Raw genomic sequence first — 19990 nt, 5'->3', positions numbered from 1 at the left:
AATCTTTTGCGCGCGTCGTAGGACCGACCCGGCCATGCTGGAACTCGTCGCGCCTTTCGTCCCGAGCGCAGCCAGTCGCCATAACGTGCGGAACAAATTGAGCTTTCTCTTGTTCGATTAGCGTAACAGGAGGAAACTTCCATGAAGAGATCCATCTTCGCCGCCGCACTTCTTCTATCGGCGACGGCAGCCTTGGCCCAGAGCCAGACGCCGTCGACCTCCCAGACAACTCCGGCCGTCAACACCGGTCAGAATCCGGCAGCGCCGATTGCTGGCAAGAACAGCTTCACAGAAGATCAGGCCAAATCCCGCATCGAAGCCGCCGGCTACACCGACGTCACGGGGCTTAAACTGGATGATCAGGGCGTTTGGCGAGCGACTGCCAAAAAGGACGGCAAGGACACGGGCGTGTCTCTGGACTTCCAGGGCAATGTCACGATGGCCAAGTAACGAATTGAGAACAAGGAGACGCGATATGCGCACCATTACCAGACTCTATGACAGTTATGACGACGCCAAAGCTGCGGTGAAATCTCTCGAGGATGCAGGCATCCCATCTGACGACATTAGCATCGTTACAAACAAGGCCAATGGCGTCGACGTCGAAGGGCAGGGCACTTACGCAGCCGAGGGGGCAGGAACAGGTGCTGGCGTCGGAGCTGTCGCAGGCGGCGCCGGCGGTCTTTTGGCCGGCCTTGGTATCATGGCCATCCCGGGCGTCGGCCCCGTTGTCGCGGCGGGCTGGCTGGCGGCCACCGCCGCGGGAGCGGTAGCCGGAGCTGTCGCTGGCGGTGCCGTTGGAGGTATCGTCGGAGCGATGATCAGCGAAGGTGTCCCGGAAGACGAGGCGCATGTCTACGCCGAAGGCATCCGTCGTGGAGGTTCGGTTGTGACGGCAAGGGTTGAGGAGGCAAAGCTGCCGGAGGCCCAGGCAATCCTCGACCGGTCGCGGCCCGTCGACATTGCATCCCGGCGGGCACTCTATGCGGAAGAGGGATGGACCCGCTTCGACGAGGCAGCCGAACCCTATACGCCTGAGCAAATCGAAGCCGAGCGCCAGCGATATCGCATGAACCGGCTTTGAAAAGCACAGCAATTCGAAGACACGATGGCGTCCGCGGCAGCGGGCGCCTTTCTGCAACAAGGTGCGAGCTCGAAGACCGTACGAAGAAGCTCAGGCCGAGACCGCGTTCGGAACGCAGGCGGTTTGCCCGCATAGTTATTTCGCAGTCCAGGAACTCGATATCGTGATCGGGCGTTGTACGTCGTCAATTTAGGCGTAAGCGAGAGGTGAACGTGGTTGAGAGCAAGAAGCTGACAATGGTCAGTTCCGGTATTCCCGGACTGGACGAAATTCTTCGCGGCGGTTTGCCCGCATCAAATCTCTATATCGTTCAAGGTGCGCCTGGGTCGGGCAAGACGACCGCAGCCTTACAATTCCTCCGTGCCGGTGCGGCGAACGGGGAGCGCTGCATTTATGTCAGCCTGTCACAGACCAGGGCGGAGCTGGAGGCGATCGCCCTGTCCCACGGCTGGACGCTCGAGGGCATCCGGGTGGAAGAGCTCGCGGCTTCCGATTCGATCAAGGGAGCGACCGACCAGTCGATTTTTCAGACGGCTGAACTGCGTCTGGACGAGACGCGGAAGATGATCGAAAGCGCAATCGAGGAGCATAAACCCAGCCGATTGGTCTATGACTCGCTGTTGGAAATACGGTTGATCACAGGCGATTCACCCCGCTTCCGTCGTGAGCTGATCGCCTTCAAGGCGTTTCTTGCCAAACGCGACATCGTGGCTCTGCTGCTTGACACCCAAACACCAGAGACCGATCGAACAGGCGAAGAGGTTGATGGTATTGCTCACGGTGTCATTCGTCTCGACAAATCGCTTGAGGAATATGGCGCGGTTCGCCGCCGCATCGAGGTCAGTAAGATGCGCGGTGTGCCTGTCGCTGACGGCTATCACGACATGGCGATCCGCAAAGGCGAGGGCGTGGTCGTATTCCCGCGCATCATACCGGGCGCCGTGGCGAGAACCGTCGAGCCACAGTTGATCAAGTCCGGCGTGGATACCCTCGATGACATGTTCGGCGGCGGGCAGGAAGCAGGAACCACCACCCTCGTCATAGGTCAGGCGGGTACTGGCAAATCGACTATGGCCTCGCTCTATGCGACTGCGGCTCTCAAGCGGGGCGAGAGCGTAGGCCTCTTCCTGTTTGAGGAACGAATAGAGACTTTCTTCCGACGTTCGGAGGGGTTGGGCATGGATTTGCGTCAATTCCATAAGGATGGTCAGCTGATCATCCGGGATTTCAACCCCAATGAGATCTCGCCAGGTGAGTTCGGTCAGATTGTCCAGCAAGCGGTGAGCAGCGAAAGGGTGAAGGTCGTCGTCATCGATAGTTTCACCGGATATCTGAATTCATTGCCGCATCGTGAGAAGGCGGTCCGCGACATCCAATCGCTCCTGAAATTTCTCGCTCGAGCGGGTGTGCTTACCATCCTTATCGTCGCGCAACACGGTCTGCTCGGCCAAGGGATCGGCATTGATGTCGATGTAAGTTTTCTGGGCGACACGGTGCTGCTGCTGCGAATTACCGAGCACGAGGGCAGGCTGCGGCGCAGCATAACGGTCGTGAAGAAGCGGCACGGACCGCACGATCTCGACGTACGGGAATTGTTCATTCAAAGTTCCGGCGTCACGGTGATCCCATATAACCCGATTCCGGAGGCCTAATCGCTCGTGGCCGCGAATGATAGCCATCTCGACTGGGTTTTGGTAATGGCGCCCTATCGGCGCGATGCCGAACATTTGGAGACGCTCCTAGCTCAGAATGGCGTAGCTGCGCGGCGGGCGGAAGGCCTGGAACAATTGACGGTGCTGTTGGCGCAAACGCCCGGCGTGCTGGTTGCGACCCAGGAGGCACTTGATCCGGAGGTGCAGAAGACGATCGGTCGCCACCTTGTCGAGCAGCCAGAATGGTCCGAGATGCCTGTCCTCGTCCTGTTGGATCGGATGGTTCCTCCGACCCGCGTTCAGGCTGAACTGTCGGCCGCTTGGCCTCGCTCGCGGCAGATCTATTACCAACGACCCGTAACAGCGCTCGAATTGCTGAGTGGTGTTCAATCGAGCCTCTTGGCGCGCCTGCGCCAGCGAGACGTTCGCGATCACATTGAGCGCGAGCGCGAACTTCGGCGCGAGCTTAATCATCGGGTGAAGAACATTCTTTCCAGCATCTCCTCCATCTTCCAGATGACCCGTCGGCGTGCCGTCTCGCTGGATGAGTTTGCCGATGATTTCGCCGGTCGGCTTGCAGCTCTTGCCAATGTGCATTCCGCGGTGTTCCAAGCGAACGGCGATGCAGCCGAGTTCTCCCATATTGTCGAATTGACCTTCAGCCCATATCGGGCAAAGGGCGCGGATCGCATTAGTTTCACAGGGCCGGAGATTTTGCTGAGTGCCGAAGCCGCGACGACGCTTGCCTTGTGCTTCCATGAGCTTGCGACGAATGCGCTTAAATATGGTGCCCTTTTAAAGCCAGAGGGCCGGATAAGTCTGAAATGGTCCGTCTCACAAGATGGGAACCTGGATCTTGAATGGCTTGAGAGAGGAGGTCCGCCAGTCTCGGAACCTAAAAGAAGCGGATATGGAACACGGTATATCCGTTCGGCGTTGTACAACCTCTTTGGCACGCCGCCCACCATCCTGTTCCATCCACAGGGGCTAAGCTGTACTCAGATCGGTCCCCTCGCGCGCGTGTCACCGAAGGACCTTGACCTCTAGGAGGCTTTTTAGCCATGTCATCTTCGGCGTCTCCGCTTCGCATATTCTGTCTTGAAGACAATCCACTGATCATCTTTCAAATTGAGGCCATGATTGAAGATTTGGGGCATATCTTCGCAGGATCTGCCATAAGCTTCACCGACCTTGTTAAAAGACAGGATCTCGGCGGTATCGACGGAGTGCTTGTCGATATCGATCTTGCTGATGGACGCACCGGCCCTGATGCGGCGATCTGGCTTTCCCGGCAGGGGATTGCGAGCATCTTCGTCACAGGTCAGGAGGCGATCGCGGCGGAGTATTCCCAAGTGGTGCTTGCAACTATTGGGAAACCCGTCTCAGAGATCGAACTCGCAGAAAAGCTGGAGCTGTTTCGGCACACCAACCGCAATCATGACCGAGGGAGCTGAACTGCGGCGGCGGAGTGAAGGCCCTCACGGACGGCGAGATTTGTCGAGCCGCAGGGCGTCTGGCGGCAAATCGTCGGTCGGGTGGCGTGACTGTAGCCCCCTGCCAGTCCGCGCTAGATAGGTGTGCTTTTTCTAGTTGGCTGGTATTAGTCGCAATGCGTCGATGAAGTATTGTTCATCGTAAAGCGTTGTCGCTTTACCATCCATTACCGCCATTGCAAAGACAAGGCCTTGCGCGCCAGCTGGATTGGTCGAGCAACATTCCTTAATCCACTGTCTTGCCAGTTCTCGGTGCTCCATTACTTTTAATAGAAAGCTACGAAACATGTCGGGTGCTGCTGGGAGGGCTTGGCGATGATGCTGGAAGATCTATATCGCTTGTTGCGAAGCGGACATGTCCAAGCGCAAGGCGTGGTCGATACCATGACGCAGCCGATTGTCGTCCTTGATCAGAACCTGTGCGTCGCAACCGCAAACAATGCATTCTTGAAAACCTTCAAGGTCGAGCGCGACGATATTCTGGGAGAGAGTTTCTTTGATCTCGGCAACGGTCAGTGGGATGTTACCGAACTCCGGCAGCTGATCGCCGCGATTATCCCAAAAGCCGCCGCTGTCATCGGATACGAAGTGGCGCACGACTTCCCAACCATCGGCCGCCGCACTTTCCTCGTCGATGCACGGCGTCTTGTCCATCCGGATGATAACAGCAACAATATCCTCGTTCTCTTCGACGATGTGACGGAAAGGCAGCGTCAGGACGCGGAGAAGGATTTCATCATTTCGGAAACACGCCACCGGATGAAAAATCTCTTCGCAGTGGTGCGATCGCTTGCGATGCAGATGGATGCCGAAGATCTCACAGGCACTGACTACCGTGATCGCTTCCTGGGACGCCTCGAGGTCACGCTTCATGCCCAGGAGATCGCCGCTATCAATGAAGCAACCGATTTTGAAACCCTGTTGAGGCAGTCGGTCAGCGAGCCTGGAACGGATCGGGTCCATTGCGAAGGACCCACAATGCAGATCCCGAGTTCGGAGATCGTGCCCGTCAGCATGATGTTCCATGAGCTGGCGACAAATGCGTTGAAGTACGGCGCCCTCTCCGTTCCAAACGGCGCCTTGCATGTCGAATGGTCATTGGAGGATGGACCGGAGAGCCGGTCGTACTTTGTTTGCCACTGGCGCGAATTAGGCGGCCCGGCGGTGGAGCCGCCGAAGCGAAGAGGATACGGCACCGAGTTGATCGAAGGCACGTGCCGACATCTTGGCGGAACTGTGGAACTTAACTTCGATCCAAAAGGTTTGACAGCCATTATCAAACTCCCTTGGAAACGCTTATGAGCGAACCTGAAAAAGGCGAGGTCGTCGTGCGCAGGATCGTTCTTGTGGTTGAAGACGAGTTCTTTATCGCGATGGAGCTGGAAAGCGTGTTGACCAGAGGGGGATTTGAGGTCCTAGGCCCGGCAAGTTCGGTCGGGCAAGCATTCGAGCTGCTGAGGAGCCAACGTCCGGATGCTGCTGTTCTGGATGTCACTCTCAATGGCGAGAACATTACGCCTGTCGCCGTCCTTCTCAAGACGTGGGGTGTTCCGTTCGTCCTCGCCAGTGCGAGCGATCCGGCGGAACTCGCTAGGCATGATGTTTTGGCTAACGTGCCCAATCTCGGGAAGCCCACCGACATGAAACGTCTTGTGGAGGTCGTTCGATCGCTTTGAAGCCGTGCCGAGAGATTGACAATCACCGCTCTGCGCGCCCGGTCGGGGTCACGCCCGGTGGAACCGACGAGGGCGCGGGAAGTTTCCCCTTGAAGGAGGCTGCCATGACCGAGAAAAAGAAGATCGTCGAGGTGAAGGTGATGACTGATAATGGAGAAGACGTACCGATCGGTATCATGAACGCCAGCCAGGCGACCAAACTTTCGGACGATCTTGATGTCGTGATCTCGCACCAGGACGGCGAGGCAGGTACCACCGACCGCGAAGAATCGAAACCCTTGGCCGGTCATGAGCCGGCAAATCATGTGTTTCCGTCGCCGGCGGGCAACACAGAGGCTGACCGCGCCAAGGAAGCACAGGCCGTCGTGCGCGATGCTTTGGACAGTCTCGTCGCATCGGCTAACGCGGCTGGCTGGGGCACGCATGAAATTGTGGTCGCGATCCTCGAGGCTGGAAGGCTTCTCGAGAAAGCAAACGCTGCCGATCCTGATCCTGCCGAAGATCCGGCGGTGAGCGACCTTGGTCGTGCGCAGATCGGTCATGGTGAACAGTATGACTAGACGATCGGATAACGATCGCCTGCAAATCCCGAACCATGTTTGCAAACCAGCATTCTCAACCCGAAGAGGTTGGCCCATGGAACTTCTTGATTCGAGGCCCGTTTTTCGTGGGTCGAAACTCGTCAGGAGGCATTGTCATGGCAACCACATCGAGAGGTCGCGCCCAGGATCGTGCGAAGGTCGCAGGCGGCCAGGATCACGAGGTCCGTTACGAGGCGAAGAAGGAAGGCGTCTCGAAGGACAGGGTCAAGAAGGCCGTGAAGAGCGCCGGAAGCTCGCGCAAGAAGGTCGAAGCGGAAATCGGCCGGCACTACCGTGAAGCTGGCGACCTACAACGTCAATGGCATAAACGGCAGGCTTGAAATCCTCCTCCGATGGCTGGAAGAGGCCGCGCCGGATGTCGTATGCCTGCAGGAACTAAAGGCCCCGCAAGAGAAGTTTCCGATCAAGGCGATCGAGGCCGCCGGCTATGGCGCAGTGTGGCAGGGCCAGAAATCCTGGAACGGCGTTGCGATCCTTGCAGAGGGGCAGGAACCCCATCTTACGAGGCGAGGGCTTCCGGGCGAACCGGAAGACGAGCACAGTCGTTACATCGAAGCCATCGTCGACGGGATCGTAATCGGCGGCCTATACCTCCCGAACGGCAATCCTTATCCGGGACCCAAGTTCGATTACAAGCTCCGCTGGTTCAAGCGGCTTCAAGCCTACGCCGCTGAGCTGCTGGAGCTTGAGGTGCCGGTCGTTCTCGCCGGCGATTTCAACGTGATGCCCACCGAGATGGACGTCTACAAGCCGGAACGCTGGACGAACGACGCATTGTTCCGCGTCGAAGTCCGCGAGGCCTACAGGAAACTCGTCGATCAAGGCTGGACCGATGCTCTCCGCCATCTGCATCCGGACGAGCGCATCTACACGTTCTGGGACTATTTCCGAAACGCGTATGCTCGCGACGCCGGACTGCGGATCGACCACTTCCTGCTCAGCTCGGAGGTGGCAGCCCGTCTGTCGAAGGCCGAGGTCGACAAGCACGTCCGCGGCTGGGAGCACGCCAGCGACCATGCTCCCGTATGGATCGAACTCAGCGACGAGAGCGCTGAGAAGAAGAGGAGGAAATCATGACCGAGGCGGTGGGCGTAAGAACAGCCGACCTAATATTCGAGGAGACCGGATATGTTCAGCGGAATGGCACTGGATTACATCGACGTTGGCCCCGGCCTTTTGCGCGTTCGCCACGGCGGCAATGGCCCGCCCCTGTTGTTGCTCCACGGCCATCCGCGAACGCATATGACGTGGGGTCAAGTCGCGGACCTCTTGTCTGCGCGCTTCACGATTGTTTGCCCCGACCTCAGGGGATTTGGAAAGTCTTTCCAACCCGTGGATAGCGAGAACAGCCGGCATTCTTCGAAACGGGCGAAGGCACTTGATTGTGTGGCACTGATGCAAGCTTTGGGATATCGGAAATTTGCCGTGGCGGGGCATGACCGAGGCAGCTATGTGGCATTCCGTCTTGCGCTCGATCATCCGGAGATCGTCACCAGGGTGGCCGTGATCGACAGCATTCCGATCGTGGAGCATCTCGAACGGATGGATTGGCATTTTGCGCGTGACTGGTATCACTGGTTCTTCTTCGCGCAGCCTGAAAAGCCCGAGCAAGCGATCAATGCCGACCCTCGGGCTTGGAACCATGCCATCCGTCCGGATATCATGGGCAAAGAGGCCTACGATGACCTGCTGACGGCGATCCAAAATCCAGCCGTTGTCCACGGAATGATCGAGGACTACAGGGCAGGCTTGAGCGTCGATCGGGAAGACGAACTGCAGGACCGGGTTGCCGGAAGGCGGATCACATGCCCATTGCTTTGCCTTTGGTCGACCAAAGACGATCTCGAGCGTTTCTTCGGCGACCCGAGGGAAATCTGGCGGTCGTGGGCGACGGATGTCACGGGTCACGGTATCGAAAGCGGCCACCACGTCGCTGAAGAAAATCCCGTCGATCTCGCGAATTCACTCCGGCGTTTTTTCGAGAAAGGATAAATCTTTGATCGCGCCGATCCACTATCAAACCGGCTCAAGGCACGCCTCCACATAGAGGCTGTTGGTGTCTCCATTTGTTGCCTGACGTTCTGCGCCACCGCGATGACGCAGAGCGAAACGCTTGCCGTTGCGGCTCAAGGACGTCGGCTGCGTGTATCCACGAGCAAGTCCTCTTCTTCATCACGCTGACGACCGCCAAGTGCCGCGGCCGCCGATGCTATGAAGGCGCCGACCAGCAGCGATAGGGACCCGACCAGCGCGCTCGTCGCGCCCGCTTTCCTGGCTTTGTCAGCCGCGTCTTTTGCTGCCGACTTGGCGTCATCGATTTGCTTGAGCACCGCATCGACCCGGTTGCGGGCATCCGTTTCGGAAAGGCCCGTGCGCGCGGAAATGATCGTTGCGATATAGGATTTGTCTCCATCCGGAAGCTGTCCGCTGGCCGCACCCTGTACGAGGATCCGCGAGATCTCGGCCGCGGCTGCGCCATCGTCGGATTGAGCGCGGTCTGCGGCCTTTGCGGGCCGGAGGAGCGCGTCTGTAAAATAGGCGGTTGCGTCCGCACCACGTGTTGATGCAGCGGCGCCGGCGCTAACCGCGTTTTGCGCGACTTGACCGGCGGCATTGGCCGACGCGCTCGCCAGCGAAGTCAATGAAGAGGCGAGAAACCCTGCTACGAACACCGTTGCCAGCGCCCAGCTCAGAAACCCGTGTGCCGTGTCGCGAAAAAAGACCTCGTCGGAGTGGACTTCAACCCATTTCGTACGGAGACGGCCCGTAAGATAGCCACCGATCGCTGATGACAGCCATTGAACGACCACCAGCCAGATCGCCGCAGTGATGCCGACGGCTGTCGCCGAATTGCTCTGGTCAGACCAGGGAGAAACCATCGTGAGCCCAACACCTGATCCAAGCAATAGAAGAATGAGGGTAATTCCGGTTGCGGCAAAGGCGCCTCCGATGATGGGGCCCCAGACGATAGCGGGCTTGGAAGATTCGACAGGAACCGTACCTCTGGGGACGTCTTCAATGACCGACATTGACGCCTCCTATCGCGTGAAGAGAACGAGAAGAATGACGATCGGCAAGGGAATACCGAGAAGCCAGAGCAAAATACCTCGACCCATTTTACCATCCTCCAATGGGTGTGAATTGATGCCTATCCCAACGGCGATGGAGACGGTTTGTTCCAGAGTCTTCGTTCGGACCTAGAGTAAGCAGTTGCTTACGAATATGGAGCGACAGGTCGTTCTCGATATCATCCTGATGCATCAGCGGGAGGGCACCGCAACAGCAGGATTTGTAGCGAAGGTTCTTCTTCGCAAATCCTGTCGGCATGAGACTGTTATGTTCCCATGTCGGATGATCCTTTCCGGCCTGACGAAGCTTTACTCAGGAACTTCGCCGTCCGTCTTGATCATTTGCCGTCTTCTTGGCACTTCGCGCGGCCTCGCCGCGTCATGGGATCTTCTCGATTCCGCCCGTCTGTGTTGCCGCCCCACTCGGGGAGCGCTCGGCTGGCGCATTCGCAATGCGGACTTACGAGGAGCGCGCCAGGTTCTGGTTCTTGGCAGGAAACACGTCTTGCGTAGCATCGCAAACACGGTTTCGCCCTGCGGCTTTCGCCAAATACAGCGCTCGATCGGCTTCTCGGCAAAGATGCGACAGTTCCGATCCCTCGTGGGTAGCTTTTGCGATACCGATGCTTGTCGTTACGGCGATTTCGGAGGCAATGGTAGGGTAGCGAAGCTCAGCGACGGTTTTGCGAATCCGCTCGGCATGGAGCAGGGCGTTTCCCGCATTTGTTGGGAGAAAAACGATAAATTCCTCGCCTCCCTGTCGTGCGAACAGCGCCGAGGAGGGCAGGATCGATTGCACTGCCTGCGCCATCGTTGCTAGAACCTCGTCGCCTGCAGCGTGCCCCCAGCGATCGTTCAACTGCTTGAAGTGATCGATATCCAGATAGAGAACGGCGTCGCCTTCTTGGGCTTGTTTGGGCACGTTCGTATTAAAAAAGCGGCGGTTATACAGACCCGTAAGAGCGTCGCGGTCGGCCAGACGTTTGATCTTGATATGTTGGCGCTCGCTGATGAAAATCACGATGGCAATCGCAAGCACGAATTTGGAAATTATCATCAGGAAGAAGCCGGTCGCTACGTCGAGCAAGGGAAAGGTATTGAATGCAAATTCCAGACCCATGATCAACGCGAGTAGGCTGGCGGACGCTAGTATCGCCGCGACCAGCTTCCGAATTGGAAGAGGCTCGATATAGCTGTCCAGGAACACGACAGCTGCCGTGCCCGCCATCGTCAGGCAACCGAGAAAAGTGAAAGTCGTCGCCCGATATGTGTTGTTCAGGTGGAAGGCCGTGATCAGCCCGATTGCCAGCGTTGCCGCTGCTGGTATGAGAACCAGCCACGTATTGATTTTTCGATCAGGGTTGCTGATGACAATAAACGCGAAGCCCAATAGGCAATATCCAAGTACGGCGAGAACAATATTGATAAGGCTGAGAGGGCCGTAAAGTGCCGGATGAATTTCTGCATGGCCCGCAAGGGTCGAACCTCCGGCGAGAACAATAAAGCTTGCTGCTAGAAGTCCAACTCCACGGCTTTCTTCCGATGTCAGGCGCAGATACCCCAAGGTCAAAGCACCGGCGATATAGGATGTCTTCTGGAGGAAGAGAACCGTCGGCATATCCAGTTCGTTAATCATCAAGCCCCACGGCAATGGTCGTTCGTTAGGAGCGCAATACGCTGAACACTTAAATATTTTGCGAAGATTTAAGCGGTTTGTCTTCCAGCATCAGTGCAAGGATGCATCGTCGATCAAGGTTGCTGCCAATATCGCCGAAGCGCTGAGGGCAATAACCAGCAATTCCACGAGGTCGCTGGTTCGCATCCCTTCAGGAGCTTAATATGTATCTACCGCGTCGTAAAACCGATTGCATCCTCTCCATAAGGGACAGCTCGGTATGACAGATTTCTACCCTTAGCTGAGAGTGTCGCGATGTAAATTCGCAGCTCCATGGTGCCTTGACATCTTCCGCCCAGGCCTTGGCCCACCTATTGATAGATTGACGCGGCTCATCACTCTCTGGATAGAGCGCTCTTAAGATCCGTTTCTTCAAAATCGCGCCCTTTGAACAGGATCGGCATCTTGAGAGTGTCCGCGCAGGCATAGGACAGGCAGTCGGCGAAGTTGAGTTGGGCGGGATGGCCTCTTCCCTTGCCGTAAACGGCAAAGGCTTCCACCGCGCGACGCGCGATCGCATCGGTGATCGGAACTACAGTGATTTTCGCCGCTTGAAGAAAAGCGTCGAACATCTCCTGGGCATCAGGGACCTCCAGCCCAAGAATACGCGCCAAGTTGATGGTCGCCTCAAGCCGGACATGCGCGCTTGTTTGCCGCGTTGCCGCGCCATCGACTGCGCCCAAGTAGCTATCGCCTTCCGGTTCGTCGGCAAGGATGGCAACGAATGCTGAGGTTTCAATGAACATTATTGGCCCCAGAGTGCGTCGCGTTCGTCTTTCGTTAAGGGTGGAGCAGGCGGAAATTTTGCCTTGTCAAGTGCTCGCGCACGGATCTCTGCGACGTGTCGTTTCAAGGGTATGGCTTCGTCTGCACGCTCAATCTCATGCTGCAGCGCAAGCTTGATTGCCGCGGTCAAGTTGGATGCACCACGTTTGCGCATAACGGTTTCCGCCAAGGTGCGAACTTCCTCATCTCTTATGCTGAGCATTTGACGTCCTTGTTGTATGACAATCATTGTATATACGTATAGACACGGTTCGTCCATACAACCTCTAGGCCGGGGGCAGTTTATCAGTAGGAGCGGCGCCGACAGCGATCTGGGCGCATTTTTGTCGCCGCCCGCAGGAGATCCCTGTGGTTGGCCGTGAGGATTTGTCCGACAACGGCACGTCCGCGGCCCTGTCCGCCGGCCCGGCTGCTGTTTCAGATACTGGATGCTGCCAAGGGCGGTCACGCGCGCCAAACCACTCGGTTTCATGACAGAACCTTATCCCACGAGAGGCGCATGACTCGGATTAGATAAATTTCACAAGGGGTCTCTGGTTCGATCCTTTTCAAGAGCTATATTGTTGCAACAGATCCCCGCCGAGAGCTGGACTATGGCCTGCCAAAGCGGGTGATAGCGACCTATCATCCAATATCCTAGGATGGGAAGGCCCCGGAGCAGCCAATCTTAAATCGGTAAAATTCTCTCCGGACGAGATCATCATGATCATAGATCGCGATGAGCAGCGGCGCGGCACTCCTCGCGAGCGGATGTCGGCTAAAGCTGCGTCGCAGCCATTGTGATCGAGGATTGAACACAGCCGGTCTCGCGGCAAAAGGGGCCGAACGCCACAGGCACTTTCAAACTGGCGTGAGGATCAGCAGGTCAAAGGCATTTTCTTGCGGACGATTGGCTCACGTGGACATGAGGCACTTCAGTATGTATGGCACGAAATGTCGTTTGTAGTTTGCGCGCTCGCGGTTGCCGTGGCAGACAGGCTCGTCTTAGTGAATTTTAGCACATCAGCGTGCGTAAAGCTGCGAACCACGTTTTCGCCAAATCACATCACCAAATGGTCGCGGGCGGCCGCTTCGCCGTTCACCTACCGGATCGACGTGGAAAGGTTCATATTTGGCCAATAATGGCCAATTATTCACCAGATATGCATTAAAGGCTACGCGCCAATTCCAACTCATCGCCCACGAAGGCAGCCTCATAGTCGCGCGCCAGCGCGCCAAAGACCCCAACCTGTCTAAGGGCTTCCCGCCATCCGTCCGCAATACGCTGCGCCATTGTCCGGATCGTCTCTCGTGCCTCGGCCTCCGGAATTTCGAAAAACTCGCAGGCTTCCAGTGCGAGGTTGATCGACCGATCATGGGCTCCTCCCTCTAGGATTGCCGTCTCAAGATGCGGGTTGCGATCCGGCGCCGGGTTCACGTCGAATACCGGCGACAAGCGCCACTGACCGGCCCCGACATAAAGGAAGCCGTGGTTTTTCAGGTGATCGTCCTTGTTGGACACGAGGATCGTGAAGAGCAGACGCCGGTAAAGTTCGCGGAAATCGTGAGAAGGATCGGGGGAATAAGAGCGCATGAAATCGACGATCTCGGTATAGGAACCCAGCTCCGCCCCTGTCTTGCCGAGCGCGGTGCGCGCGGAGATGTAGGGAATTCGTGCGGCCCTGCGTCGGTCGAACCGCCGGATCAGAGCAACTGGAAACGGCGTGTCTGCCGCAGGCTTCGGCCAGACGAAGGGTCGCTACCTCGACGCGCTCTATGGGCTGCTGATCGTGGACCGAGGTGAATTTCGCCAGCCATAGCACATCGCCATCCCTGACATTCGCTTTGGGGCGATCGCCGCCGGAGCCGCCGGCGCCGGCCAGGGCCTGCATCTCCTCGGGCGAAATTTCCTTGCCCTGTTCATAGGCTCGCGCGATCGCCGTTATGGTTTCGAGATCGACCAGACGCGGAATGGCGTCTGCTGCCTTGCCCCGAATGACCTCGCCGTGGTCATCCAGAAAGCGTAACGCGCCTTGTCGGCAGGTATCGTCGGAAAGCGTCAGATACTCGAATTCGTTGAGGCCATTGCCATATGCGCGCTCGAGCAGCCTGCGTCCCCAACTGTCGGGAGCCGCATCGGCGAAAGCGCCTGCCAATGCGTCGCGCATGTGGCCGGGCTGTCCCGAAGTGTGGAATGGGCCGGCCTCAAGAGGAAAATCGGGCTGTATGGCAAAGGCGCGCGGGTCTTCGATCCATTCGGCGCCATAGGCGAAGGTCGAGAATTGCCGTGGACCGGCATGCGTGAAACGCAACTGGCCCACCGATGTTTGGCTTTCGCCAAGCGCGACGTGGGCGACGAACTCGGCCATCAGAAGGAAACCCCATCAGGGTCCACAACGTCCTGCCGTTCCTGCTTCTCCTCCGTCTTAGCTTTCTGCTTTCTCAGCCTTGCCGCGAAGGAGCGGCCCCGGCGCGGTCCGTGCTCCGCTGCCAGCGCCAGCCCCAGATCGTCCTTGCGGATATCGATCAGGTCAGCGAGACGCTCCAGAAGACCCAGCACAACGAGAACGTCGGCAAGCGTGCCAATGGCAACGCCTGCATCACCCCGTTCAAGGCGCGCGATGGAACTCGGCGACGTCCCCGCACGTACGGCGAGATCCGCCACGGCGATGCCACGCCGCAGACGCGCGTTCCTGATATCTTGGCCCAGCTGTTCCAGTGCTGGCTTCGTCTTGGGAGAGCTCATTTCAATCGATCATATTTGACTTAATAATCTATATAATCAATCATATATGACTTAATAAAGCCGTAGTCAAGGATTCGGGTCCGCACCCGCCCGGCAGCGCCAGCGTCTCGCTTCAATATCTGCGGGAGGAGAAAAGCCTTCCGCTGCGTCCGAGCATTGGTCCCGGTCAACCCTTCGAGCGGGGAGATCTCCGCAATGCCCTCAGAGTGAGAGAGCGGACTGGATTTCCGTGACGGGAAGAGGCTGGGAGGGAGGCTCCGGCGCCCGTCGCGGAGATTGGACCCACGAACATGCAGGTTCTCGCTTCGCGCCGTGATGGGCGTGACGGTTACAAGGTGGATGTCAGCCCTGGCCAGCGGATCGGCGAAATCTCGTCCGAATGAAATCTCGCGTCCGGCCGACGAGAGCTACCTTTCCCTGTCGGAGATGGCCAGGTCGGTGCGCGACCGCGCCGATGTAGATGGAGAAAAATGGCGGCCGCGCCTTCCACTCTGCTTCGAGCGAACTGCTGGCGGAGGTCATTTTCGGCTACGAACAATATGGATCTCAAGGGGTAAACGCCCTTAGCTATGCCGATGCCATCAAGCACGCGATAGCATCGAGCATTACTATAACGTCGGAATGGCAGCCAATCACGGTCCAGACCATGCCTGGCCTGGGTGCCACCAAAAGCTCTGTGAAGTTCAAGGATGCTGCGGTCGAGGTGATCATTGTCGTATCTGGTAATTAATGTGTGGAGGATGATCACCCTTACCAGGGGCAGTTCGCCGCAACAGTCCGCCGAAAAGAACAAGTTTGTACAAAGCATGTTCGCGACCACGACTTGAATGCTCGGTTATGGAAACGCCAGATCGGCGGTTTTATTCCTGACGACATTAGCTAGCCTAGCCTTTTGTCCGAAAGCTTCCAATTTATCCCAAGGTGGACCGCTTCAAAGGCCCCGAAGAGAGATCCTTACCGCGCCGGATTCCAATTCGGAGAGGTGGCTTTTCACCTACTCGATGTGAAACTTGAGCTTGGCGCTGGTCTTGCAAGTCATCTGTCAGGTCGTCCATCTTCGGTCACCAGCCTGCGCCCAACCTTATACTCATGGTACCAACCCAACAACCCAATCATATCTGTTGCCGCCGCGCTCGCCCGTCGGAAAGCTCTGTTATGTTTTCCTCAGTGCTGGCGGTGTGCGTGCCGATTGGTGGGCGCAGATGAAGGTTATTGCGGGGCGCGTAAGCGATCAATCCCGGGACCTAGCCACCGGCGCCGGGCGGCGCGTCGTTCTCCAAGTTCTCGGGGTACTGTACAAACTCACTTTCGTCTACATCGATCGCAGCACCATTCGCCTTACGCAGCGAGACGCCCATACCGGACGCAACGCCACCGGCCTCGAGGAACGTCACGCCGGCTGTTTCGAGGGCTATACGGACTGCGGCAACATCATTCCGCGTGTCGGCAACCTGCCTTTTGCTTGCTTCCATGCGTTTCAGCGTCGGCACTGAGATATTCGCAGCGAGAGCGAGCGTTGCTCGCGACATGCCGACGAGCGCTCGAGCGGCCGAAATCTGCCTGCCAGATAGCATGTTAAGGTCCTTTAATCTCGTATCCAAAGGTGTTGGACAGCACATCCGATTCCGCCGATAATCTTGCTGCATCACGCGACGAGTGAGATCACGGCCGGAGAGAGGTTGACCGCTGATGTATGCTCTTCGATCAGAGCGAGATGATTGAGTATGCACCGTGGGACGCAACGCAAATGGCGCTCCGTGGGCCAGCACTCCCGATCACCACCATCGCGAACTATTTGACGACGCATCGCGTCCGAGAACATATCCAATCGCGAAGGCGAGGGCGCCGATCGTAAGGACAATCCCTGTTGCCGCGTGCGGATGCTCAGCGGCGCCCGCGACCACTGCGGCACTCTCACGGACGACGGCGTCCTTGGCGCCCTTCGCCACCTTCGGGACACCTGTCAGGGGCTCTGCGGGTGTTCCTGTGAAGCCAGCACTGAGTTCGTCGGTCATGATATTCCTCCTTTCTTCTTTGGGAAAGAGAACCCGCGCCGGCCAGGGAAGTTCCGGCGACGTGGCTAACTGCAAGAGGTGGCGTAGCGGCATCTGCAAAAAGCACTGGAAGCGATAACACGCTAGCGGCATAGCCCTTTTGTGCTTTTTGACGTGGGCCGGTGCTTTACAAACAAAGCTCTGCATTTTCCACGCAAAGTTTACCTTTTGGGGCTCCTGCGTCGCGAATTCGGCATGGGGCGCGCTGTTCCTCCACGACCCGCTGCCGAGCTTGCATCGCCATTTGCGATAGGGTTTCCACATGCTCAACCACAAGAAGCTATCTCTTGCCATCCCGGGATGTCAGTCCGGTTCCGGTCCCTAAATCGGTCATTACATGCCAGAAGGACTAATGTCCGTTACTGGGGAAATTCAGACAGATGGCCTTCGTAAAAATGGGGCCGTCGGTTCGGTTCTCTTCAAGAGCCCGCTTAAACCTCGGTTGTTGGCCCATAGCCACAAACGGCCTCTAAAATCTCAATTGTCATCTGCTGTGCTTGCGATGGAATCCTTGAGTATTTTGATTGGTATAGAAGTTTAGACATAACAGCCTCGGCGAGCCGGGCGTCCATCACGCGCGCCGTTTTCAGCGCGCGTCTGCATGAGTCCTTGAATGGAATGAGCGCCGTTACGAGATAATCATGGCCTTCGCTCTCGCGGACGCATGCGATATCGAACATGTCGCGTGGCTGCATTGAGCCCCCGCGATAGAAAATCTTTTTCGCAACGATCTCGGCTGGCGTTTCGAGGTAAACCCTCTGCCCACGTATTTCTCTTTCTGTCGTGGGCCCAAACGTAAGGTGTGTTGCGACGATAAAGTCGACCTCTCCGATATCCTTGAACACGATTTTGAGAGCGTGCGTGCCGTCGAAAGTGTAAGCGTCAGGATACAGATCGAGAGCGAAGCCCTGCGTTTGTGGATTGAGATAAGGTAGCACCTGAGGATCGTCGATGAAGATATCAACATCGAAACTTTCCCGGTGGCCGATTTGGAGCATCAGCGCAGTGCCGCCGCCGAAACTCCAGCTGTCGAGAACGGGGAACTTCGAATTAACTTGGCTGATTATTTTCAGGGCCTGGTCAAAGAGCTCTGCCCAATGACTATTTTGCGATTGTGTCACTAGGCGGCCCGGGCAAGCGGCAATTCGTATCCGGCCATGTCGGAAAACCGCTGTGCAACGACGGAGGCATCAGTAAGATTGACGTGCATTTCATCCAGAAACGAATGCTGAAGGCTTTCGCTAACTTCAGAAAAGAACGCAAACGCAGATGCGTCGTAATGGTCGGCGCTTGCCGGGTCGACAATCTTCGACGCCAACTGTTCAGCCGAAAGGCTCGTCCCGTAAGGGGCGTTTACCGTGGCTAATACTGTCATAGTGACAAACGTCATCGATTTTTACCGCAATGAATACATTGCTTTATATAGCCTTTCGCAGCGGTGGAGACAAGGAGTGAGCAGTTTGAGGGCTTCGGTTCGTTGGTTCGACTCCATTCAAAAGCAAGTGTTTGTTATCGGCTGGCGACTTCGCCAATTGGCGGCTTTTTTGGGTTTAAGGATTGTGATACAAATCCTCGGATAATAGATTCTATGCTCCGAGTTCTCGTATCAATGCCGGCTTCCGTCACGCAACGCCAAATCGCCCGAACCGTGCTCGCTGAACGCGGGATAGCACGTCTCGCGGAACTGCGGAATGCAGGCGTGACGGCGGCGACCGTGAGCCGAATGGAACGGAATGGTGAGGTCGTGCGGCTTGCCCGCGGTCTTTATCAACTTCCCGATGCAGAGCTCGATGCCAATCATAGCCTGGCGGAGATTGCCAGACGCGCCCCGAAGGCCGTTATCTGCCTTGTTTCGGCCCTCGCTTTCCACGGCTTGACGGATCAACTTCCGAGACAAATCTGGCTTGCCATAGGCCGCAAAGACTGGGCTCCGCAACCGGAAGGCCCTGCTATGCGCATCGTGCGTTTCACAGACAGCCTTCTTAACGAAAGCGTCGAGACCCATGTTGTAGAAGGCGTTCCGGTGAAGGTTTTTGGAATCGCCAAGACGATTGCCGATTGCTTTCGCTATCGCAACAAGATTGGCCTGTCCGTAGCGATAGAGGGGCTGCAGGAGACGCTGCGGCAACGAAGGGCTACTCCCGGCGAAATCACTGACCAAGCCGAGCGCGGTGGTGTTGGCACCGTAATCCGTCCGTATCTCGAGGCACTGACCGCCAATGGCTAAGGAATCAGAAATCTCGGAGCCTCGGTGCGCGCTCGCCTGTTGCAACTCGCCAAGGCAAACGGGCAAAGTTTTGATCTGATCCTGACGCGCTTCGCTCTTGAACGATTGCTGTTCCGGCTCAGCCAGTCACCCCATGCGGGCCGTTTCGTGCTGAAGGGCGCGATGCTGATGATGAGTTGGTTTGACGATCCGCACTGCGGCACGCGCGACCTTGACCTTTTGGGCTTTGGCAATCCTGAACCAGAACCGATGCTTGAGACCTTTCGAGAGATTTTAGCGCAAGAGGCTGACGATGGCGTCACGTTCGACGCCGAAACCCTCCGCGTGGATCGCATTCGCGAGGGACTGGAATATGGTGGGCTCAGATTACGGGTGGTCGCTTCTATCAGCGGCGCCCGGATTACCCTGACGATCGACATCGGATTTGGCGATGCGCTCGAGCCTGGGGTGGAGATGCTAGATTATCCTTCTATGCTCGTTTTTCCGACGGCCCGGCTCAGAGCCTATGCGCGGGAGACGGTCATTGCCGAAAAGTTCCAGGCGATGGTCATGCTGGGGCGTGCAAACAGCCGCATGAAGGACTTTTACGATATCTGGATTCTCAACAGGTCATTCGATTTCGATGATGACAGAATGGCGTGTGCGATCAAAGCGACTTTCGAACGTCGAGAAACACCGATCCCCCGGAGATACCCGACGCCCTGACGGACGCCTTTGTCAAGGACCAGGAAAAGCAACGGCAATGGCACGCATTCGTTGAAAGCGTTGCACATGAACCCGGCGATCTGAAGGATGTCATCACAGAGATTGCCGCGTTCCTGACGCCACACGTCATTGCCGCTGTGAGGCTGCGCAAATGAGCATTTTGCTCACAATCGCCCGGTCATGGAGCAATGACAAATCGATTTCGCTGACCACGTAAATAACTGGTCACACGTTCGTGTCCCT

General features: G+C 57.1%; 23 protein-coding genes and 3 pseudogenes. 14 read left to right on the top strand and 12 right to left on the bottom strand.

Going from position 1 to position 19990, the window contains the following annotated elements; all coding sequences use genetic code 11:
- The first annotated feature begins 141 nt into the window (after positions 1-141).
- The 5 genes from DQ393_RS30460 (at position 142) to DQ393_RS30440 (ending at position 4190) form a co-directional block, all read left to right on the top strand.
- Positions 142-450, top strand: coding sequence for a PepSY domain-containing protein (locus DQ393_RS30460; RefSeq protein WP_112345428.1), 309 nt, complete (start codon positions 142-144; stop codon positions 448-450).
- Positions 451-475: 25 nt separating this feature from the next.
- Complete coding sequence (locus DQ393_RS30455; RefSeq protein WP_112345427.1) at positions 476-1084, top strand: general stress protein; 609 nt, start codon at positions 476-478, stop codon at positions 1082-1084.
- Positions 1085-1320: 236 nt separating this feature from the next.
- Positions 1321-2736 (top strand): ATPase domain-containing protein, encoded by a 1416-nt coding sequence (locus DQ393_RS30450; protein WP_432422048.1) that lies wholly within the window; start codon positions 1321-1323, stop codon positions 2734-2736.
- Between the two features lie 6 nt (positions 2737-2742).
- Positions 2743-3783 (top strand): sensor histidine kinase, encoded by a 1041-nt coding sequence (locus DQ393_RS30445; protein WP_112345425.1) that lies wholly within the window; start codon positions 2743-2745, stop codon positions 3781-3783.
- A gap of 14 nt (positions 3784-3797) precedes the next feature.
- On the top strand, positions 3798-4190 hold the full coding sequence (locus DQ393_RS30440) for a response regulator (RefSeq protein WP_112345424.1): 393 nt from the start codon (positions 3798-3800) through the stop codon (positions 4188-4190).
- A 132-nt stretch (positions 4191-4322) separates the two neighbouring features.
- On the opposite strand, the gene DQ393_RS33255 is transcribed toward DQ393_RS30440, so the two are convergent.
- Positions 4323-4517, bottom strand: coding sequence for a hypothetical protein (locus DQ393_RS33255; RefSeq protein WP_146759004.1), 195 nt, complete (start codon positions 4515-4517; stop codon positions 4323-4325).
- A 27-nt stretch (positions 4518-4544) separates the two neighbouring features.
- Here DQ393_RS33255 and DQ393_RS30435 point away from each other — a divergent pair, with 27 nt between their 5' ends.
- The 6 genes and pseudogenes from DQ393_RS30435 to DQ393_RS30410 all read left to right on the top strand — a co-directional run bounded on the left by DQ393_RS30435 (position 4545) and on the right by DQ393_RS30410 (position 8499).
- Positions 4545-5531, top strand: coding sequence for a sensor histidine kinase (locus DQ393_RS30435; protein WP_112345423.1), 987 nt, complete (start codon positions 4545-4547; stop codon positions 5529-5531).
- Positions 5528-5905 carry a response regulator gene (locus tag DQ393_RS30430; protein ID WP_112345422.1) on the top strand — a complete coding sequence of 126 codons (378 nt, stop codon included), beginning with the start codon at positions 5528-5530 and terminating at the stop codon, positions 5903-5905. Before DQ393_RS30435 ends, DQ393_RS30430 begins: the two co-directional genes overlap by 4 nt.
- A 104-nt stretch (positions 5906-6009) precedes the next feature.
- The gene (locus DQ393_RS34365) at positions 6010-6465 is read left to right on the top strand and encodes a hypothetical protein (RefSeq protein ID WP_245430509.1); all 456 of its coding nucleotides are present in this window, start codon (positions 6010-6012) and stop codon (positions 6463-6465) included.
- Between the two features lie 137 nt (positions 6466-6602).
- Positions 6603-6776: pseudogene (locus DQ393_RS30420) on the top strand (DUF3606 domain-containing protein); the annotation flags it as partial.
- A gap of 4 nt (positions 6777-6780) precedes the next feature.
- Positions 6781-7584, top strand: coding sequence for an exodeoxyribonuclease III (gene xth, locus DQ393_RS30415; protein ID WP_112345420.1), 804 nt, complete (start codon positions 6781-6783; stop codon positions 7582-7584).
- A 51-nt stretch (positions 7585-7635) separates the two neighbouring features.
- On the top strand, positions 7636-8499 hold the full coding sequence (locus DQ393_RS30410) for an alpha/beta fold hydrolase (protein WP_112345419.1): 864 nt from the start codon (positions 7636-7638) through the stop codon (positions 8497-8499).
- Positions 8500-8633: 134 nt separating this feature from the next.
- On the opposite strand, the gene DQ393_RS30405 is transcribed toward DQ393_RS30410, so the two are convergent.
- From DQ393_RS30405 to DQ393_RS30380, 7 genes and pseudogenes are all read right to left on the bottom strand, one after another.
- Positions 8634-9536, bottom strand: a complete 903-nt coding sequence (locus DQ393_RS30405) for a hypothetical protein (protein ID WP_112345418.1) — start codon at positions 9534-9536, stop codon at positions 8634-8636.
- Between the two features lie 499 nt (positions 9537-10035).
- Positions 10036-11211 (bottom strand): GGDEF domain-containing protein, encoded by a 1176-nt coding sequence (locus DQ393_RS30400; RefSeq protein WP_112345417.1) that lies wholly within the window; start codon positions 11209-11211, stop codon positions 10036-10038.
- A 374-nt stretch (positions 11212-11585) separates the two neighbouring features.
- Entirely contained in the window at positions 11586-11996 is a 411-nt protein-coding gene (locus tag DQ393_RS30395) for a type II toxin-antitoxin system VapC family toxin (protein WP_210260850.1), read from the bottom strand.
- Positions 11996-12190, bottom strand: coding sequence for a hypothetical protein (locus DQ393_RS30390; protein ID WP_245430516.1), 195 nt, complete (start codon positions 12188-12190; stop codon positions 11996-11998). Before DQ393_RS30390 ends, DQ393_RS30395 begins: the two co-directional genes overlap by 1 nt.
- 993 nt (positions 12191-13183) lie before the next feature.
- Positions 13184-13678: a type II toxin-antitoxin system HipA family toxin gene (locus DQ393_RS34000; RefSeq protein WP_245430515.1), complete on the bottom strand. Its 495-nt coding sequence runs from the start codon at positions 13676-13678 to the stop codon at positions 13184-13186.
- A gap of 457 nt (positions 13679-14135) precedes the next feature.
- Positions 14136-14384: pseudogene (locus tag DQ393_RS33995) on the bottom strand (HipA N-terminal domain-containing protein); the annotation flags it as partial.
- Positions 14384-14761 carry a helix-turn-helix domain-containing protein gene (locus DQ393_RS30380; RefSeq protein WP_112345415.1) on the bottom strand — a complete coding sequence of 126 codons (378 nt, stop codon included), beginning with the start codon at positions 14759-14761 and terminating at the stop codon, positions 14384-14386. The gene DQ393_RS30380 and the pseudogene DQ393_RS33995, both read right to left, overlap by 1 nt.
- Positions 14762-15221: 460 nt before the next feature.
- Between DQ393_RS30380 and DQ393_RS30375 the strand changes: the two genes are divergently transcribed.
- The gene (locus tag DQ393_RS30375) at positions 15222-15491 is read left to right on the top strand and encodes a hypothetical protein (RefSeq protein WP_181592448.1); all 270 of its coding nucleotides are present in this window, start codon (positions 15222-15224) and stop codon (positions 15489-15491) included.
- Positions 15492-16005: 514 nt separating this feature from the next.
- On the opposite strand, the gene DQ393_RS30370 is transcribed toward DQ393_RS30375, so the two are convergent.
- The 4 genes from DQ393_RS30370 to DQ393_RS30355 all read right to left on the bottom strand — a co-directional run bounded on the left by DQ393_RS30370 (position 16006) and on the right by DQ393_RS30355 (position 18205).
- Positions 16006-16335 (bottom strand): XRE family transcriptional regulator, encoded by a 330-nt coding sequence (locus DQ393_RS30370; RefSeq protein WP_112345414.1) that lies wholly within the window; start codon positions 16333-16335, stop codon positions 16006-16008.
- Between the two features lie 201 nt (positions 16336-16536).
- Entirely contained in the window at positions 16537-16776 is a 240-nt protein-coding gene (locus tag DQ393_RS30365; protein ID WP_112345468.1) for a hypothetical protein, read from the bottom strand.
- A 470-nt stretch (positions 16777-17246) separates the two neighbouring features.
- On the bottom strand, positions 17247-17936 hold the full coding sequence (locus DQ393_RS30360) for a nucleotidyl transferase AbiEii/AbiGii toxin family protein (protein WP_112345413.1): 690 nt from the start codon (positions 17934-17936) through the stop codon (positions 17247-17249).
- Positions 17936-18205: a hypothetical protein gene (locus DQ393_RS30355; RefSeq protein ID WP_112345412.1), complete on the bottom strand. Its 270-nt coding sequence runs from the start codon at positions 18203-18205 to the stop codon at positions 17936-17938. Before DQ393_RS30355 ends, DQ393_RS30360 begins: the two co-directional genes overlap by 1 nt.
- Positions 18206-18424: 219 nt before the next feature.
- On the opposite strand from DQ393_RS30355, the gene DQ393_RS30350 reads away from it, so the two are divergent.
- The gene (locus DQ393_RS30350; RefSeq protein ID WP_112345411.1) at positions 18425-19042 is read left to right on the top strand and encodes a type IV toxin-antitoxin system AbiEi family antitoxin domain-containing protein; all 618 of its coding nucleotides are present in this window, start codon (positions 18425-18427) and stop codon (positions 19040-19042) included.
- Between the two features lie 3 nt (positions 19043-19045).
- Positions 19046-19902, top strand: a pseudogene (locus tag DQ393_RS30345) (nucleotidyl transferase AbiEii/AbiGii toxin family protein).
- Positions 19903-19990 lie beyond the last annotated feature (88 nt).

It is taken from the genome of Martinezella tropici, assembly GCF_003287875.1.
GTDB lineage: Bacteria > Pseudomonadota > Alphaproteobacteria > Rhizobiales > Rhizobiaceae > Rhizobium > Rhizobium tropici_C.
This window is presented reverse-complemented; position numbering and strand designations above follow the sequence as displayed.